The sequence below is a fragment of the Chelativorans composti genome, from assembly GCF_039541695.1.
Lineage (GTDB): Bacteria > Pseudomonadota > Alphaproteobacteria > Rhizobiales > Rhizobiaceae > Chelativorans > Chelativorans composti.
Genome location: NZ_BAABGS010000018.1, coordinates 108,470 through 127,498 on the forward strand (window position 1 = coordinate 108,470; position 19,029 = coordinate 127,498).

Below are 19,029 nucleotides of genomic sequence, written 5' to 3' on the forward strand. Positions count from 1 at the left end.
GCAAAAGTGATGGTCCGCCCAAGCAGAAAATGACTTCAGCCGGGTACGCGGAATTGCCGTAACGGCTAATTAACGTAAATTTTAACAATTGAGGCAACAATGGGGCATCGGGTTGGGCACAGTCCCGTCCGGCAATGGGGCTTTTTTCTATGAACTTCCGATCTTTCTATCTGAGCGTGCTGCTCGGTCTGGCAGCGATTCTGACCGGTTGCAGCAGCGATGGCGTTCCGCGCATCTTCACGAATGAATATGGCGCCGTGACCGACGCCGGCTACAAGCTGCCAAGCGTGCCGGTCGACAAGATCCCGAGCAAGTATCACCGTCAGGTCGTATCCTACAAGACGGACGAAAAGCCGGGCACGATCATTGTCGATACCAAGGAAAAGTTTCTCTATCTCGTGATGGAGGGCGGAAAGGCCATGCGCTACGGCATCGGCGTCGGCCGCCAGGGCTTCGAGTGGTCCGGCACGGCCCGCGTTGCGATGAAGCGCGAATGGCCCACGTGGACCCCGCCGGCCGAGATGATCAAGCGCCAGCCCGAGCTTGCCAAGTGGCGCGGCGGCATGCCCCCTGGCCTTAGCAACCCGCTGGGCGCCCGTGCGCTCTACCTGTTCAACAAGAACGGTGACACGGGTTACCGCCTGCACGGCACGCCGGAATGGCATTCGATCGGCAAGGCCATGTCCTCCGGCTGTATCCGCCTGCTCAACCAGGACATCATCGACCTTTACGACCGCGTCAAGGTTGGCGCCAAGGTGATCGTCCAGTAGGCACATCCTTCACCCCGGGAACGGTTTCGCTCGTTCCCGTTCGACGGTTTCACGTAAAGAAAAGCCGGGTCTGGATTTCCAGCCCGGCTTTTTCGTCAGAAAGGACGGAAGAACGGCGATCAGAGGTTGCTCTGCTCGACCTGCACCACCTCCGGAATGAAGTGATGCAGCAGGTTCTGGATGCCGTGCTTGAGCGTCGCCGTGGAAGACGGACAACCGGAGCACGCGCCCTTCATGTTCAGATAGACGGTGCCATCCCGGTAACCGCGGAACGTGATGTCGCCGCCATCCTGGGCCACGGCCGGACGAACGCGCGTCTCCAGCAGCTCCTTGATGGTCGCGACGATCTCCTCGTCTTCCTTGTCATAGAACTCGCCGTCGTGATCCTCATCCAGCGCCGCAGCGGCCGTCGAGGGCATGATCGGCTTGCCGGACATGAAGTGTTCCATGATGGTGCCGAGAATCGCGGGCTTGATGTGCTGCCAGTCCGCGTCGGCCTTGGTGACGGCGATGAAGTCGAAGCCAAAGAATACACCGACGACACCGGGAATCTCGAACAGCTTGCCCGCAAGGGGCGAAGCATTTCTTGCGCTCTCCGCATCGCGGAATTCCGCCGTGCCCTGTTCAAGCACCACCTTGCCCGGCAGGAACTTGAGCGTCGCAGGGTTGGGAGTCGATTCGGTCTGGATGAACATCGAGAAATGCTCCGCGTTTGGAATAATTCTAAAATAGAGATGCGAAGGCGGAACATCAACCCCCGGAAGCCGCCCTCTGGGTCCGCTTCAGGCCAGAGCGTCGATTTCCTCGTCGCTGAGAGCGTTCGGCACCACGGTCACGGGTATGGGAAAGGCTGCGCCCTTGCCGGCGATCGAGCTCACCAGCGGTCCCGGGCCTTCCTTGGCATTGCCTGCGGCGAGTACCAGGATGGCGATGTCCTGATCCTCTTCGATGAGCTGCATGATCTGCTCGGCCTTCTTGCCTTCCCGCAGCACCAGCTCCGGCTCGATCCCGACCGTCGTGCGGATGCGTTGGGCCTGCGCGTCCAGGGCGGCCTGCCCTGCCGCCATCTGCTCGTCCCGCATGAGCTGCTCGACCCCTAGCCAGTGCTGGAAATCGCCCGGCTCCACCGTGTAGAGCAGCACCAGCGAACCGTTTGTCGCGAGGGCACGGCGGGCGGCGTAGTAGATGGCGCGCTCGCACTCCGGCGTTTCGTCGACGATCGCCAGGAACTTGCGTTTGTGGCCTGCTTCACGGCTCAGTCGCTTGGAAACCATGCGTGTCCTTCCTCGAGCTTGCGGCCTCTGCCGGACGCGCTAATCTGACATTCCACCGAACCGGCGCGCAAGCCACTTTGCAGGGGCTTGCTAATTCGTGAGCAGGCCGACGATTTCGTGAACCATCTTCATGGTCTCCTCGGCCTTGGCACCTGCCCTCTCACCGCCGTCGCGCAGCACGCTGTCCACGTATGCCGGATCGGCGGAGATGCGGCGCATCTCGGCATTGATGGGGCCGAGCTTCGCCACGGCCACCTCGGCCAGCGCCGGCTTGAACTCGGAGAACTGCTTGCCGCCGAACTCGGACAGCACCTCGGCGCTCGTCATGCCGGCGAGCGCGGCGTAAATGCCCACGAGATTCTGCGCCTCGGGACGGTCCTTGAGCTCCTCGACATTGTCCGGCAGCGGAAGCGGATCGGTCTTGGCCTTGCGGATCTTCTTGGCGATCGTGTCGGCGTCGTCCGACAGGTTGATGCGCGACAGGTCCGATGGATCGGACTTGGACATCTTCTTGGTGCCGTCGCGCAGGCTCATCACGCGGGTGGCAGGGCCCTCGATCAGCGGCTCCGCCATCGGGAAGAAGCCGTTCACCTTTTCCTCCCCCACCTGCATCTCGACGCCGTAGCCGAGCTCGGCGATGCGCTGCGAGAAGTCGTTGTTGAACTTCTGGGCGATGTCGCGCGTCAGCTCCAGGTGCTGCTTCTGGTCGTCGCCGACCGGCACATGGGTGGCGCGGTAGAGCAGGATGTCGGCGGCCATAAGGCTCGGATAGGCGAGCAGGCCGAGCGAGGCGTTCTCGCGGTCCTTGCCCGCCTTGTCCTTGAACTGCGTCATGCGGTTCATCCAGCCGATGCGGGCCACGCAGTTGAAGATCCAGGCGAGTTCCGCATGCTGCGGCACGCGGCTCTGGTTGAAGATGATGCTCTTCTTCGGATCGAGGCCTGCAGCGAGATAGGCCGCCGCGATCGAGCGGGTCTGGCCCGGCAGATCGTCATGGACCAGCGTGGCGGTCAGCGAATGCAGATCGACGACGCAGTAGATGCACTCGTACGTGTCCTGAAGCGCGACGAACTTCTGCAGGGCCCCGAGATAGTTGCCCAGATGCAGGTTGCCTGTCGGCTGCACCCCCGAGAAAACGAGCTGCTTGAACTCACTCATCCGCTGCTCCCGATAATCCGCTCTGTGAATGCCCAGTCGCCTGTCCGCAATATTCGTGCGCTTATGTACGAGCCGGAGCGCCTGATCAAGCCCTGCGACGCCGCAGGCTCCGCTTGATCTCGCCCTTGTCGATTCCACCCGACAGCACAACGGCAACCAGATAGACGACAGCCGAAATCGCTATGGTCCCAAGGATACTTGCCGCTTTTCTGACGAGCCCCTCGCCCATGGCCGGCTCGATCAGCGCATGACCCAGCCACCACGCGACGACACCCATCACCGCGCTCGACAGCAGGATCATCGTGCAGCGCCGCACCGTCACCGAAGAGGGCCGGAAGTGACTGCGCCGCCAGAGCGTCATCGCCAGCAGCACGACGTTCACCCAGGCGGAAATCGAGGTCGCCAGCGCAATCGCCACGTGGCCCAGGAAGGGGAACATGGCAAGGCTCAGCGCGATGTTCGCCGCCACCGAGATCATCGAGAACCACATCGGCGTGCGCATGTCCTCGCGTGCGAAGAAGCCGGGCTGGAACACCTTCTGCAGCACATAGGCCGGCAGGCCCGTGGCGAAGGCGGCGAGCGCGGCTGCCGTCATTGCCGTGTCGGCGGCGCTGAACGACCCGCGTTCATAGAGCAGGCTCACGATCGGCCCGGGCAGCACCACCATGCCGATGGCCGCCGGAACGGTCAGCACCAGCGCGAATTCCAGCGACCGGTTCTGCAGGTGCTGCGCGTCCGCGAAGTTGCCCGCCTTGAGCGAGCGCGACAGCTCCGGCAGCAGCACCACGCCCACCGCCACGCCGATCACGCCGAGCGGCAACTGGTTGATGCGGTCGGCGAAGTTCAGCACGGAAATGGCGTTTTCCTGCAGCGAAGCGATGATCTGCCCTACCAGCAGGTTGATCTGCGTGACGCCGCCGGTGACCAGCGCCGGCACCATGAGGATGAGCAGGCGCTTCACCTCCGGGGTAATGCGCGGCAGCCTGAGCCTGAGCCTGAGCCCCTGCCTGCGCACGGCAATCGCCAGCACGCCGAACTGGACGAGACCGGAGAAGAAGACTGCCCAGGCCTGCCATGTGCCCATCGTCTCGTCGCCGATGCCGAGCAGCATGCCACCCGCGATCGCAATGATCTGAAAGACGCTGAGCAGCGTCGTCACCACCGCGGGCAGGAAGAAGATCCGCATCGTGTTGAGGATTCCCGCCATCATCGCCATCAGCGACATGCAGGCGAGATAGGGAAACATGATGCGCGTCATCAACACCGTGAGCTCGAACTTCTCCGGCGAGCTGACGAAGCCCGGCGCCACCACCGTGCTCACCAGGAACGGCATGAAGATCATGGCAAGCGCGGAGAACACGAACAGCACCGTGAACAGCACCGACAGCACCTCTTCGGCGAACTTCTGCGCCGCCTCGTTGCCGCCCCCCTCCACCTCCTTGGCGAAAAGCGGCACGAAGGCCGTATTGAACGCGCCTTCGGCAAACACGCGCCTGAACAGGTTCGGAAAACGGAACGCCGCATAGAACGCGTCGGTCACCGGCCCCGCGCCCAGCGCGCCGGCGATCATGGCCTCGCGCACGAAGCCGAGGAGGCGGCTGACCATGGTCGCGCCGCCGACGCTCGCGAACTTTCCGACCAAACTCATGTGCTGGAAGCTCCTTTTTTCGCCTCTGCGGTGAATCGTGCCTGGCGGTGTTGTCGCGCGGGACCTTATAAGAATTACTAAAAGCCGCGTCAGCCGCCTTCTCCGCCTGAGCTCCGGCCGCTCCTAGCCCCCGGCCACCGCTTCTCCCTTCGCCGACGCCTTGCTCCTGCCGCGGGTCGGAGCCTTGCGGCCATGCTGCAGCACGTGGAGCAGCCCCCTGGCAACCGCCTCCATCCGGTCCGGGCTTTCGAGCTTCGCGCCGGTAAGGTCCGTCACGTAGAAGGTGTCGATCACCTTCTCGCCAAAGGTGGTGATGTGTGCCGAGGCGATGTCGAGCGACAGGTCCGAGATCGCGCCGGTGATTTCCGACAGCAGGCCCGGCCGGTCGAGGCATTCGATCTCGATGACGGAGAAGCGGTGCGACAGCGAGTTGCGGATTTCTGCCCTCGGCTCGATCTTGAACGCCTTGGTGCTGCGCCTCGGCTTTGTCCGCGTTGCAATCACGTTGTTGAGGTATTCGCGCCCGGCCAACACGTCTTCGATCAGCTTGCTGACCCGCTGTGCGCGCCTGAGTTCATCCGAATCCATCTCGAACTCGCGGTTGATGAGGATCGTGTCGAAAGCGCGTCCGTCCGACGTGGTGAAGATCTGCGCGTCCACGATGTTGGCGCCGGCGGCAGCGCACGCGCCGGCGATCACCGACAGCAGGCGCGGATGGTCTGGCGCTAGCACGGAAATCTCGGTGACCCCCTCGAACTGGTGCGGCCGCACCATGGTGGCGAGTTTCCTGCCCTCGCGGTCCGCGCTGCGGATGAATTCCGCGTGCCGCACCTGGTCCTCGAGCGGCGTGACGATCAGATAGGCGCTGTAGTGCAAGCCCAGATACTGCCGGATCTCCTCCTCGCCCCAGCCCTTCTCGAGAAGCGCCTGGGCAAGCTCCTCGCGCGCCATGTCGGCCCGCGCCTTGCGCGGCACGTCTGCAAATCCGCCGGTGAGAAGCAGCTCTGTTTCCTGATAGAGTGTGCGCAGAAGCTGGCCTTTCCAGCCGTTCCACACGTCCGGCCCCACCGCGCGGATGTCACAGACGGTGAGCACTAGCAAGAGCCGCAGCCGGTCCACCGACTGCACGATGTCGGCGAAATCCTGGATCGTCTTGCGGTCGTGCAGGTCGCGCGTTTGCGCGATCATGGACATGGTCAGGTGCTGCTCGATCAGCCACGCGATCATGTCCGTCTCGGCCTGGTTGAAGCCCATGTGCGGGCAGAGGCGCCGCGCGATCCGGGCGCCGGCGATGGAGTGGTCCTCCGGCCTGCCCTTGGCGATGTCGTGGAACAGAGCGGCGGTGTAAAGCACGCGCCGCCAGGGCTTCAGCATCGGCATCAGCGAATGCACGAGCGGCAGTTCCCTCTCGCACTCGCCCCGCTCGATCTCCGCCAGCACGCCGACGGTGCGGATCAGATGCTCGTCCACCGTGTACTGGTGGTACATGGAGAACTGCATCATGGCGACGATCTTGTTGAACTCGGGGATGAGCTTGCCGAGCAGCCCCGCCTCGTTCATCCGCCGCATGTTGAGCTCCGGATCGCGGGGCGAGGTCAGTATCTCCATGAAGATCTCGTTGGCCTCCTTGTCCCGCCGCACGTTCCGGTCGATCAGGTGCAGCGACCGCGTGAGCAGCTTCAGCGCGTCCGGATGATATTCCAGCCCGTGGCGGCTGGCGAACCAGAACAGCCGCAGCATGTTCACCGGATCGCGCTCGAACACGTCCTCGCGCGCGATGTTGATGCGGTCGTTGTCGATGAAAAAATCGCTCGTACCCGGCAGCTTGCGCCGCCGGCGGTAGAAGGTTGGGAACAACCGGTTGAAACCCGAGACCTGCTTGGCCTGCTGCTCCTCCAGCGCCGCGCAGAAGATGCGGGTGAGATCGCCCACCACCTTCGCCTGCAGGAAATAGTGCTTCATGAAGCGCTCGACAGACGACAGGCCCGGGTGCGCCGTGTAGCCGAGCCGCGCGGCGATCTCCGGCTGGATGTCGAAGTGCAGCCGTTCCTCCGCCTTGCCGGTGAGGAAGTGCATGTGGCAGCGCACCGCCCAGAGGAAGTCCTCGGCCTTGTTGAACTGCTGCAGTTCGCTCGGCGTGAACACGCCCTTGTCGACCAGCTCCTGCGTTCCCCGCACGCGGTAATAATACTTGGCGATCCAGAACAGCGTGTGCAGGTCGCGCAGCCCGCCCTTGCCTTCCTTGATGTTCGGCTCGACCACGTATCGCGTGCCGCCCTGCTTTTCGTGCCGCGCGTCGCGCTCGGCGAGCTTCGCCTGGATGAACTCCGCGCCCGTGTCCTTGACGATTTCCTCGTCGAAGCGGCGCATGAGCTCGTCGTAGAGCGCCTTGTCGCCGGTGATGTAGCGCGCCTCCAGCACCGCGGTGCGGATCGTCATGTCCTCGGCCGCCTGGCGCATGCACTCGTCGACGCTGCGGGTGGAGTGCCCAACCTTCAGGCCCATGTCCCAGAGCATGTAGAGCATGTACTCCACGACCTGCTCGCCCCAGGGCGTCTGCTTGTACGGCAGCAGGAACAGGAGATCGACGTCGGAGCCCGGTGCCAGCGTCCCGCGCCCGTAGCCGCCCACGGCGACGACGCACATGTGCTCCGCCAGCGACGGATTGCTGACCGGAAAGACATGCGTGTGCGCAAAGCGGTGGAGCGCGCGGACGATCTCGTCCATCAAATGAGAAAGGCGGATCGCGCATGCTGTTCCGCCTCCGTCCTCCAGCAGCATCTGTTCGGCTGCCTTTCGACCGTCCACCAGCCGGTTCTTGAGCGCCTTGAGGACCGCGTTGCGCGTCTCGCTGGCTGGCTTGCCCGCTTTCGCGATCTCGTCCAGCTCCTTCTGCAAACTCTCGCGGTCGATGATCTGGTCGAGTTTGAGCGGGAGCTTGGCCATGGACGCCACCTGTGCGAGCGGGAAGGAATAGACGCGTCTATATCCCTTTTCGCATCCGCAGGAAATGGGCCTATTTGCGCGCCAGCTCCTTCAGCCGGTAGAGCGCGTCGAGCGCCTCGCGCGGCGTCATCTCGTCCGGATTGAGGCGGTCAAGTTCCTCGGCAAGCCTGTTGCCGGCGGGCTCCGGCTTCGGCGCGCGCGCCTTCTCCGCTGCCGCCGCGAACAGCGGCAGATCGTCCACGATGCGCGCCGGCTTGGCGCTGGTCTCTCCCTGCTCCAGGCGGTGCAGCACGTCGCGCGCGCGCTCCACCACAGCTTCCGGAAGTCCGGCGAGCCTCGCCACCTGAATGCCGTAGGAGCGGTCCGCCGCGCCGCGGGCCACCTCGTGCAGGAAGATGACCTCGCCCTCGAACTCCTTCACACGCATCGTCACGTTGACGAGCCGGTTGAGCTTCTCGGTAAGCGCCGTCATCTCGTGGAAATGGGTGGCGAACAGCGCGCGGCAGCGGTTGTGCTCGTGGAGATACTCCACCGCCGCCCAGGCGATCGACAGGCCGTCGAACGTCGCCGTTCCGCGCCCGATCTCGTCGAGGATCACCAGCGACCGCTCCGTTGCCTGGTTGAGGATGGCGGCCGTCTCCACCATCTCGACCATGAAGGTGGAGCGCCCGCGAGCCAGATCGTCCGAAGCGCCGACGCGCGAGAACAGCCGGTCCACCACGCCGATCCGCGCCACCCGCGCCGGCACGAAGGAACCCATCTGCGCCATCACGGCGATCAGCGCGTTCTGCCGCAGGAAGGTTGACTTGCCGCCCATGTTGGGCCCGGTGAGCAGCCAGATCGCGCCGTACTTCTGCCCGTCCCCCGGTGACAGGTCGCAGTCGTTCGCCACGAACGGCTGGCCGAGCTGCTTGCGGATGGACTGCTCCACCACCGGATGGCGTCCGCCCTCCACATAAAAGTCGAGGCTCGTGTCCACGTGCGGACGGCAGTAGCTCTCCTGCTCGGCGAGCACGGCGAGCGCCGACGACACGTCGAGCACCGCGAGCGCGTTGGCCGCTCCCCGCACCTGCTCCGCCGCCGCCACCACCTCCTGTGCGAGCTGGTCGAACACGGCAAGCTCGATGGCCAGCGCCCGATCTGCCGCGTTGGCGATCTTTGACTCGAGGTCCGCCAGCTCCGTCGTGGTGAAGCGCATGGCATTCGCCATGGTCTGGCGATGTATGAATCGCGCCTTGGCCTCCGGGCTATCCGTCAGCACTGACGCGTTGTTTGCCGTAACCTCGATGTAATAGCCGAGGATGTTGTTGTGCCGGATCTTGAGCGAGCGGATGCCCGTCTCCTCGATCAGGTCGCGCTCCATGCCCGCGATCACCCGCCGCGACTGGTCGCGCAGCGCCCGCATCTCGTCGAGCTCCGCATGATAGCCCTCGCGCACGAACCCGCCATCGCGCTTGAGAAGCGGCAGCTCATCCGCCAGCGCCGCATCGAGATGCTGACCCAGCTCCACCGGCAGCGCTTTCAGCGCCTTGACACAGCCTTCAAGCTCCACCGGCAGCTCGCGCGAGGCGAGCAGCGCGACCGCCTCCCGCGCCGCCGCAAGACCCTTCGCCAGCGCGCCGAGGTCGCGCGGGCCGCCGCGGTTGAGCGCAATCCGCGACAGTGCCCGGCTGATGTCCGGCGCACCCTTGAGGATGAGCCGCAGCCCGTCCCGCACCGCCGGCTCGTCCAGGAAGAAGGAAATGGAATCGAGCCTCTCGCCGATGGCAGCCGGATCGGTCAGCGGCGACATGAGGCGTTCGGCAAGCAAACGCCCGCCCGCGCCCGTCACCGTCCGGTCGATCGCCTTGAGCAGGCTGCCCTCGCGGCTGCCGGAGAGCGTGCGGACCAGCTCCAGATTCGCGCGCGTCGACGGGTCGATGAACAGGCTCGTCCCGTCCTCGTCCCGCATCGGGCGCCCAAGCGGCGGCCGCTCCGCCTTCTGCGTCTTCTCCACATAGGCCACCGCCGCGGAAATGGCTGAAAGCTCCGCCCGCGAGAACTGACCGAAGCCGTCCAGCGTCGAAACCTCGTAGAAGCGCGACAGGCGGTCCGCCGCGCTCGCCGAATCGAAGAAGGCCGGCGGCTGTGGCACGACGATGCGGCCGAGCAGGTCGAACACCGGCTTCAGGTCCGGATCGTGGAACACCGCTTCGGAGACGATCAGCTCGCGCGGATCGACCCGATAGATGTCCGCGAGCAGCCGGTCGGGCGCCGTGCGCGCCACGCGGAACACGCCGGTGGAAATGTCGATCCACGCCAGCGCCAGCTGCGCGTCGTCCGCCCCCTTCACGCGGCCGAGCGCCATCAGGTAACAGGCCTCGGAAGGGTCGAGCAGCTTTTCCTCGGTCACCGTACCCGGCGTTACCAGCCGCGTCACGTCGCGCCGCACCACGGACTTCGATCCGCGCTTCTTGGCTTCCGCTGGGTCCTCCAGCTGCTCGCAGACCGCGACGCGGTAGCCTTGGGCGATCAGCTTCTGCAAATAGTCGTCGGCCGCATGGATCGGCACGCCGCACATCGGAATGTCTTCGCCCTGGTGCTTGCCGCGCTTGGTCAGCGTGATGCCCAGGGCGCGGCTGGCGATCTCCGCGTCCTCGAAGAACAGCTCATAGAAGTCGCCCATCCGGTAGAACAGCAGCGAATCGGCATTGGCAGCCTTGATCTCCAGGTACTGCTGCATCATGGGCGTGGCGCCTTCCATCATGCGAGCGTAATGGGCTGCATCCGTCTCGGTGGCTTCTGGGGCTTCTATGACCAACTGAAATCCTTAAAAATTCGCGTTCTAAATCAGCAGACCATTTACCTATCGAAATTGTAGCCTTATGCACGCCCTAACGCCACAAACTCCACAGGAACCGAGAAGCGCAGAGAGGTATCGCTGGGCATGTCAGAAAAGGCTGGTAACGGAAGGACAAGACCGTCGTTTAGCGTTCAGGAAGCTCTGGATTTCCACGTCCAGGGCCGCCCCGGAAAGCTGGAAATCACCGCGACGAAACCGATGGCTACGCAGCGCGACCTGTCGCTCGCCTATTCGCCGGGCGTTGCGGAACCGGTAAAGGCCATCGCCGAAGATCCCAGCCGTGCCTTCGACTACACTGCCCGCGGCAACCTCGTTGCCGTCATTTCCAACGGTACATCCATCCTCGGCCTCGGCAACCTTGGCGCTCTGGCTTCCAAGCCGGTGATGGAAGGCAAGGCCGTCCTCTTCAAGCGCTTCGCCGACGTGGACTCCATCGACATCGAGGTGGACACCGAGGACCCCGAGGAATTCATCAACTGCGTGAAGCTCCTCGGCCCCTCCTTCGGCGGCATCAATCTCGAGGACATCAAGGCGCCGGAATGCTTCATCATCGAAAGCAAGCTGCGCGAGCTGATGGACATTCCTGTCTTCCATGACGACCAGCACGGCACGGCGATCATCGCGCTCGCGGGCATCATCAATGCCCTGCACCTGACTGGCCGTGACATGAAGACGACCCGCCTCGTCTGCAACGGCGCTGGCGCTGCCGGCATTGCCTGCATCGAGCTGGCCAAGGCCTATGGCTTCGCGCCCGAGAACGTGATCCTTTGCGACACCAAGGGCGTCGTCTACAAGGGCCGCACCGAGGGCATGAACCAGTGGAAGTCGGCCCATGCGGTGGAGACCGACATGCGCACGCTGGCGGATGCGATGGTCGGCGCCGACGTGTTCTTCGGCGTCTCCGCCAAGGGTGCCCTGACGCCCGAGATGGTGGCCTCCATGGCACCCAACCCGATCATCTTCGCCATGGCCAACCCGGATCCCGAAATCACCCCGGAGGAGGTTGCCGCCATCCGTGACGACGCGATCATGGCGACCGGACGCTCGGACTATCCGAACCAGATCAACAACGTTCTCGGCTTCCCCTACATCTTCCGTGGCGCGCTCGACGTGCAGGCCACCACGATCAACGACGCGATGAAGATCGCCGCCGCCGAAGCGCTGGCCGAGCTCGCCCGCCAGGACGTGCCCGACGACGTCGTGGCTGCCTATCAGGGCGCCCGGCCGCGTTACGGTAAGGAATACATCATCCCCGTTCCGTTCGACCCGCGCCTGATCTCCGCCGTTCCGGTGGCCGTCGCCAAGGCCGCGATGGATACGGGCGTCGCCCGCAAGCCGATCCTCAACTTCGAGCGTTACGCGCAGGAGCTGTCCGCCCGCCGCGACCCGATCGCGGCAACCTTCCAACGCATCCACGAGCGCGTGCGCCGCAATCCGAAGCGCGTCGTCTTCGCCGAGGGCGAGGAGGAGCAGGTCATGCGCGCCGCCGTGTCCTACGCCAACCAGGGCCTGGGCACCGCGATCCTGCTCGGCCGTGACGAGCAGATCCGCGAGACGGCCCGCATTGCCGGCGTGGACCTCGACCGCAGCGGCATCGAGATCGTCAACGCCCGCATCGCCCACGATCGCGCGACGGTTTACGCGAACTTTCTGTATGAGCGCCTGCAGCGCAAGGGCTACCTGTTCCGCGACTGCCAGCGCATGATCAACAACGACCGCAACCACTTCGCCGCCTGCATGGTCGCCCTCGGCGACGCGGACGCGATGGTGACGGGCGTGACGCGAAACTACTCCACGGCGCTGGAGGATGTCCGCCGCGTGATCGACACCCGCCCCGGCCACCGCGTCATCGGCGCCTCGATCGTGCTTGCACGCGGACGCACCGTGATCGTGGCCGACTCCGCGGTGCATGACATGCCGAATGCCGAGGAGATCGCGGACATCGCCGAGGAAGCCGCCAAGTTCGCGCGGCGCATGGGCTACGAGCCGCAGGTGGCGATGCTGGCCTACTCCACCTTCGGCCATCCTCAGGGCGAACGTTCCGCCAAGGTCATCGAGGCGGTGCAGATCCTCGATAAGCGCCATGTCGACTTCGAATACGATGGCGAGATGGCGGCCGACGTGGCCCTCAATCCGAAGCTGATGGAGCAGTATCCGTTCTGCCGCCTCTCGGGCCCGGCCAACGTTCTCATCATGCCCGCCTATCACGCTGCATCGATCTCCACGAAGATGCTGCAGGAGCTGGGCGGCTCGACGGTGATCGGCCCGATGCTCGTCGGCCTCAACAAGCCGGTCCAGATCGTTCCGATGAACGCGAAGGACTCCGACATCGTGAACATGGCCGCCTTCGCGGCCTACACCGCCGCCTGATAGCGTCCGTTTTTTGAGAACCGGCCCCGGGCACCCTGCGCCCGGGGCTTTTTTGTGCCAATTCTGGCGTCGAATTAACGAACTATTAACGAATAGATCTGAGGGAACAAAGAATACACACGATGTAACAACAAAGTAATACTTTTTATTGGGCCGTATTTTCTTTCATTTTTCCGGCTAATCGAATTCTTCTGAACTGCTCTCAGGCGCGACAATATGCGCCACCACGTGCTGCAATGGTCACTTTCTCGCCTTTTTGGCTTCAATTTGCGGACAAATTACTTGTGGACAAAGCACCCCAACAAAATAAGCCAGAACAAAATGAGGTTGGGTGTGAACCGATCAACTTTGAGCGGCATGATCCGCTGTTGCCTGTTGGGCGCTTTGCTTGCACTTCTTCCGGCCGTTGCCCAGGCCAAAGTCTCCGTCCCGTCATCAACGAAACATACAAGCTACAAGAAGGAACTCGAATGCCTCGCGCGCGCCATCTACTTCGAGGCGCGGGGAGAGCCGGTGAAAGGCCAGGAAGCCGTCGCGCTCGTCATCATGAACCGGGTCAAGAGCAAGCACTATCCGAACACCGTCTGCGGCGTCGTCTATCAGGGCGTCAACCGGAAGCGCGCCTGCCAGTTTTCCTTCGCCTGTGACGGCAAGTCGGATGTCATCCGCGAAAAGGCCGCCTACAAGACGGCCAGGCAGATCGCCTCTGACGTGCTCGCCTGCGGCCAGAACGAATGCGATAAGCCGACTCCGCTGACCCGTTCGACCCACTATCACGCGGACCATGTGAAGCCGCGCTGGGCCAGCAAGCTCCAGCGCACGGGCAAGGTCGGCCGGCACGTCTTCTACTACGCCGCATCCATGTAAGGGCTTGCGGCCGGATGCCGGTTCCGGCCCGCCGTCGGGCCCGGCATTGCTGCAGCGCGGGGCAGCTGCGATGCGCCCGGCGGGAGGGCCGGCGCGACTCTCACCGTCTCCCAATCTTGACAGACGGACCATCTGTCCCCACTGGAAAGATCACGTTCTTTTCGGGGAGTTCTTCCATGTCGCTCGCTGTTGCCATCCAGATGGATCACATTTCGACGATCAACATCGCCGGGGACACGACATTCGCCCTTGCGCTGGAGGCGCAGCGTCGCGGTTTTGAACTGTGGCACTATACCCCCGCCGATCTCTCCCAGCGCGGCAACCAGGCCCTCGCCCGCATGCAGAAGCTTTCCGTGCGAGACGTGAAGGGCGACCATTTCACGCTCGAGGAACCCGTCCGCCGCAACCTGCGCGAGATGGACGTGGTGCTGCTGCGGCAGGACCCGCCCTTCGACATGAACTACATCACCACCACGCACATTCTGGATCTTGTCCATCCCGACACGCTGGTGGTGAACGACCCGACCTGGGTACGCAATTGCCCCGAAAAGCTCTTCGTCACCCAGTTCCCGGACCTCATGCCGGAGACGCTCATCACCCGCGACCCCTCGGAGGTTGACGCGTTCCGCAGGGAATACGGCGACATCATCATCAAGCCGCTTTACGGTAACGGCGGCGCCGGCATCTTTCACATGCAGGAGGCCGACCGCAACCTTGCCTCGCTGCTCGAGATGTTCATGCAGATGTTCCGCGAGCCCTTCATCGTCCAGCGCTATCTCAAGGAAGTGCGCGGCGGCGACAAGCGCATCCTGCTGATCGAGGGCGAGCCCGTCGGCGCGATCAACCGCGTACCGGCCGAGCACGACTCCCGATCCAACATGCATGTCGGCGGCCGCGCCGAGCCGACCAAAATTACCGACCGCGAGCGCGAGATCTGCGCCCGCATCGGCCCTGCCCTCCGCGAGCGCGGCCAGATCCTCGTCGGCATCGACGTGATCGGCGGCTACCTCACCGAGATCAACGTGACGTCGCCCACCGGCGTCCGCGAAGTGAAGCGTTTCGGTGGCGCTGACATTGCATCCCTGTTCTGGGATGCCGTAGAGGCCCGTCTCGCCACCCGCAAGGGCTGACTGGAAGAACACGCACTGCGCTATCTTTGATTTGTTGAACACAACCTTTGCTTGTGCTTGTCTGTAGTCAGACAGGCCAGTGGGGGGGGGTGTGCCTTGGTCACGCATGTGCAGACGGTTGCGTTTGATGGCATCGAGGCCGTGCCCGTCGATGTGCAGGTAATGGTTGCTCCAGGCAAGATGGGGATGCAGATCGTCGGCCTGGGCGACAAGGCCGTGGCCGAGAGCCGTGAGCGCGTGCAAGCAGCCCTTCATGCCTCCGGCCTCTCCATGCCGCCGAAAAAGGTCACCATCAACCTCGCGCCCGCCGACATGCCCAAGGAGGGCAGCCACTACGACCTTCCCATCGCCCTGGGGCTTATGGCCGCGCTTGGGGCCATTCCCGCGGACGCTCTCGGCTCCTACGTGGTGCTCGGCGAACTCGGCCTGGACGGCACGATCGCCAAGGTCGTCGGCGTTCTGCCGGCAGCGATCGGCGCGAGCGCCATGGACAAGGGCCTGATCTGTCCGTGGGAATGCGGGCCGGAAGCCGCCTGGGCGGGGCCAGACCTCGACATTCTCGCCCCGCGCAGCCTGATCGCGCTCGCCAACCATTTCCGCGGCACGCAGGTTCTCGTGCGTCCTGAACCGGCCCTCCGCGCGCCTTCCAGCTCTTCGCTGGACATGGCGGATATCAAGGGCCAGGAAACCGCCCGCCGCGCCCTGGAGGTTGCTGCCGCCGGTGGTCACAACATGCTCATGATCGGCCCGCCGGGTGCCGGCAAGTCCATGCTCGCCCAGCGTCTGCCCACGATCCTGCCACCGCTGTCGCCGCGCGAGCTGGTGGAAGTCTCGATGATCGCCTCGCTCGCTGGCGAACTGGAGGAAGGCAAGCTGACCGACCGCCGCCCGTTCCGCGCACCGCATCACTCGGCCTCCATGGCGGCGATGGTGGGCGGGGGCTTGCGCGTGCGCCCCGGTGAAATTTCCCTCGCCCATCACGGCGTTCTCTTCCTCGACGAGATGCCGGAATTCTCGCCCCAGGTACTGGATTCGCTCCGCCAGCCGCTCGAGACGGGCGAGTGCGCGGTGGCGCGTGCCAATCATCGCGTCACCTACCCTGCCGTGGTGCAGCTGATCGGAGCCATGAATCCCTGTCGCTGCGGCATGGCCGGCGAGCCCGGCCACACCTGCGCGAAAGCGCCCCGCTGCCTGCAGGAATACCAGTCGCGCCTTTCAGGTCCCCTGCTCGACCGCCTTGACCTGCGCATCGAGGTTCCGGCCGTCACCGCCGCCGACCTGATCGCGCCGGGACAGGGGGAGGACAGCACGACCGTGGCGGCGGCGTGCAACGCGCGCGTGACATCCAGCGCGAGCGATGTTCCCGGCTTGGCCTGCCGGAATACACGACCAATGCCCGCTGCTCCGTAGCCCTGATCGAAACCGTGACAGAGCCCGACGCGGGCGCCATGTCGCTCCTGCAGGACGCCAGCGAAAAGCTTGGTCTTTCCGCCCGCGGCTATCATCGCGTTCTGAAGGTGGCGCGAACCCTGGCCGACCTCGACGGCCAGCCTCAACCCGGCCGCATCCACATCGCCGAGGCGATTTCCTACCGCATGGCGGGCCCCCGCCTCACCGCGACGGCAGCGTGAAACCCTGGTCCTGTCGGGGATTTACATGAGAAGCGGGGCTGCGGCCCCGCCCGGCGATCAGTTGCGCACCGCGCCAACGAGCAGGTTGTTGGCATCCTGCAGGCTGACCCAGCGGCCGGTGTGCGTGGCTGCCTGGCGCTTCAGGAACTCATAGCTCGTCCAGCTCCAAAGCTTCACCTCGTCGGAAAGATTGTCGAGGATCAGGTCGCCTTCTGTCGTGCGCACGGTGAGAACCGCATGGCCTTCGCCGTCCGGCTTGCGGACGACAGTGATGAGCAGGTTCGACAGCGGAATGCCAAGTGCGTGCAGCCGGCGGCGCTTCTCGAGCACATAGTCCTCGCAGTCACCGACGCCGCTCACCGGATAGGCCCAGTGCTCTTCCTTGCCGTAGATGTCGATGTCGTTCATCGGGCGAACCTCGCGGTTCACCGCCAGGTTGACCTGCTCGATCGTGGCGCGCCACGCGGCGGTCATGACCAGCGGGCCCTTGTCCCGCGAACGGATCGCGCACTCGTGGGGATAGGTCTTGCAGAACTCGTAGTGGCCGATCGGCTGCGACGTGTAACCGCCGACCGACATCAACCCGCCAGCCATAGCCATGCTTCCGGCAAAACCAGCCGCCATGAAGCACACCATCTGTATGGCGCTACGCACCACCCGCCGAGCAGCCATTGCTGCAACCCCTTCCAGTTTCTTAACGAAACGTTAAGGAATTTGGCCCTTTTGCGTCAATCGGGTGGCCGGCGCTTTTTGGGGTTATGGTTACCGGCAGGGGCGCTCACGCGGTCGATTCTCACCCGCGTGTTGCATTGAGATAACATGTTTAATTTTTGTTGTGACGTTTCGTGAGGCGTGGGGAGAAGGCCTGCCGGGTCTCCCGATGGAAGACATGCGTCGCCTTCGACGGAAGCAGGACCGTTCTCCCCGCGGTATCCAGGACGTCGCGAACGCAATGCCGCTAGAGCGATTGCTTTGTCGCGGTTCCCGACGGAAAAGCGGTTTCCACTTTTCCCGGACTGCTCTAGCTCCGCTTTCCGTGCTCGTTGATGAAAGCAATGATCCGCGGCGCGATATCCGCCCGGAACCGAGAGCCATTGAACACGCCGTAATGGCCCACGTGCGGCTGCACATGGTGGGCGCGCAGGCTGTCGGGCAGGTTCACGCAGAGATCGTGTGCCGCCTGCGTCTGGCCGACGCCGGAAATGTCGTCCTTCTCGCCTTCCACCGTCATCAGCGCCACTTTCGTGATCGCCGCCGGCTCGACGAGCTCGTCCCGGTGCATGAATTCGCCCTTGGCGAGGGACTTGTTCAGGAAGACATGCTCGATGGTCTGCAGGTAAAACTCTGCGGTCAGATCCATCACCGCCAGATACTCGTCATAGAACTCGCGGTGCTTCTCGGCCGGCTCGCCGTCGCCGCGAACCAGGTGCTTGAAGAACTCCTGATGCGCGAACAGATGCCGGTCCAGGTTCATCCCCATGAAGCCGGAGAGCTGCAGAAAGCCCGGATAAACCATGCGCTGGTAGCCCGGATTGGGCCACGGCACCGGCATGATGACGTGGTTCTTGAACCAGTCGAGGTCGCGTTCCTCGGCAAACCGGTTCACCGCCGTGGGATTGCGGCGCGTATCCACCGGCCCGCCCATCAGCACCATGGAGGACGGCAGCGCCGGGTGCCCGTGTTTCGACATCAGCGAAACGGCGGCGAGAACTGGCACCGATGGCTGGCACACGGCAATGACCGCAGCGCCCGGGCCGATTGCCCCCAGCATCTCGATCACGTAGTCGACATAGTCGTTGAGATCGAACGTGCCCTCGGAGAGCGGCACCTTGCGGGCATCCGTCCAGTCGGTAATGTAGATGTCCGCCCAGGGCAGCAGGTCCTTCACCGTGCCGCGCAGCAGCGTGGCGAAGTGGCCGGACATGGGCGCCACCAGCAACACCTTCTGGTCAGGCTTGCGCTTCTTCGGCAAATCCCGCACGAAATGCAGCAGGCGGCAGAAGGGCTTTTCCCACACGACTTCCTCGCGGACCGCCACTTCCTTGCCGTCCACCAGCGTCCAGGTAATGCCGAACTCCGGCTTCTCGTACCGGCGCGTGGAGCGTTCCAGCAGCTCGGCGGAGGCCGCGATGGCGCGCGCAATTGACGTGTTCGCCAGCGGATTGTTCGGATCAGAGCAGATGTTTTTCAGCGCGTCCGCATACGCCCGGACAGGCTGCAGGGCTGCTTGCTGAAGTTCGTAGAACTGGTAGAACATTCGCGACCTATGGCTGATGGGCGCTCTGCCGGCCTGGACAGACCTGCGACGAAGACCCAAGAACCCTGGGAGGTTCAGCGCCGGCGCGGAACCGGCGGAACGGGGTGAGCCCAAGGGTTTCCAAGGGGGCCTGACT

General features: G+C 64.1%; 12 protein-coding genes and 1 pseudogene. 5 read left to right on the forward strand and 8 right to left on the reverse strand.

Annotated elements, in window-relative coordinates:
- The first annotated feature begins 149 nt into the window (after positions 1-149).
- Complete coding sequence (locus ABD906_RS05920) at positions 150-770, forward strand: L,D-transpeptidase family protein (protein ID WP_165277278.1); 621 nt, start codon at positions 150-152, stop codon at positions 768-770.
- Positions 771-889: 119 nt separating this feature from the next.
- Here the strand turns inward: ABD906_RS05920 and ABD906_RS05925 are convergent, their stop codons facing one another.
- From ABD906_RS05925 to mutS, 6 genes are all read right to left on the reverse strand, one after another.
- Positions 890-1,465: a NifU family protein gene (locus ABD906_RS05925; protein ID WP_345098616.1), complete on the reverse strand. Its 576-nt coding sequence runs from the start codon at positions 1,463-1,465 to the stop codon at positions 890-892.
- A gap of 87 nt (positions 1,466-1,552) precedes the next feature.
- On the reverse strand, positions 1,553-2,044 hold the full coding sequence (locus tag ABD906_RS05930; protein ID WP_165277280.1) for a universal stress protein: 492 nt from the start codon (positions 2,042-2,044) through the stop codon (positions 1,553-1,555).
- Between the two features lie 90 nt (positions 2,045-2,134).
- Complete coding sequence (gene trpS, locus ABD906_RS05935; protein WP_165277281.1) at positions 2,135-3,202, reverse strand: tryptophan--tRNA ligase; 1,068 nt, start codon at positions 3,200-3,202, stop codon at positions 2,135-2,137.
- Between the two features lie 85 nt (positions 3,203-3,287).
- Positions 3,288-4,850, reverse strand: a complete 1,563-nt coding sequence (gene murJ, locus ABD906_RS05940) for a murein biosynthesis integral membrane protein MurJ (protein ID WP_165277282.1) — start codon at positions 4,848-4,850, stop codon at positions 3,288-3,290.
- Positions 4,851-4,973: 123 nt separating this feature from the next.
- Positions 4,974-7,796, reverse strand: coding sequence for a [protein-PII] uridylyltransferase (locus tag ABD906_RS05945; RefSeq protein ID WP_345098618.1), 2,823 nt, complete (start codon positions 7,794-7,796; stop codon positions 4,974-4,976).
- Positions 7,797-7,866: 70 nt separating this feature from the next.
- Complete coding sequence (gene mutS / locus ABD906_RS05950) at positions 7,867-10,521, reverse strand: DNA mismatch repair protein MutS (RefSeq protein WP_165277284.1); 2,655 nt, start codon at positions 10,519-10,521, stop codon at positions 7,867-7,869.
- A 201-nt stretch (positions 10,522-10,722) separates the two neighbouring features.
- Here mutS and ABD906_RS05955 point away from each other — a divergent pair, with 201 nt between their 5' ends.
- The 4 genes and pseudogenes from ABD906_RS05955 (at position 10,723) to ABD906_RS05970 (ending at position 16,636) form a co-directional block, all read left to right on the forward strand.
- Positions 10,723-13,008 carry an NADP-dependent malic enzyme gene (locus tag ABD906_RS05955; RefSeq protein ID WP_345098619.1) on the forward strand — a complete coding sequence of 762 codons (2,286 nt, stop codon included), beginning with the start codon at positions 10,723-10,725 and terminating at the stop codon, positions 13,006-13,008.
- A 384-nt stretch (positions 13,009-13,392) separates the two neighbouring features.
- Positions 13,393-13,875, forward strand: a complete 483-nt coding sequence (locus ABD906_RS05960) for a cell wall hydrolase (RefSeq protein ID WP_345098621.1) — start codon at positions 13,393-13,395, stop codon at positions 13,873-13,875.
- A 176-nt stretch (positions 13,876-14,051) separates the two neighbouring features.
- Entirely contained in the window at positions 14,052-15,005 is a 954-nt protein-coding gene (gshB, locus tag ABD906_RS05965) for a glutathione synthase (RefSeq protein WP_345098623.1), read from the forward strand.
- 96 nt (positions 15,006-15,101) lie between these two features.
- Positions 15,102-16,636, forward strand: a pseudogene (locus ABD906_RS05970) (YifB family Mg chelatase-like AAA ATPase).
- A gap of 57 nt (positions 16,637-16,693) precedes the next feature.
- On the opposite strand, the gene ABD906_RS05975 reads toward ABD906_RS05970, so the two are convergent.
- Together ABD906_RS05975 and ABD906_RS05980 are read right to left on the reverse strand one after the other, a co-directional pair.
- Positions 16,694-17,308: a transglutaminase-like cysteine peptidase gene (locus ABD906_RS05975; RefSeq protein ID WP_165277289.1), complete on the reverse strand. Its 615-nt coding sequence runs from the start codon at positions 17,306-17,308 to the stop codon at positions 16,694-16,696.
- A gap of 349 nt (positions 17,309-17,657) precedes the next feature.
- Positions 17,658-18,893 (reverse strand): polyhydroxyalkanoate depolymerase, encoded by a 1,236-nt coding sequence (locus tag ABD906_RS05980; RefSeq protein WP_165277373.1) that lies wholly within the window; start codon positions 18,891-18,893, stop codon positions 17,658-17,660.
- Positions 18,894-19,029: the final 136 nt, after the last annotated feature.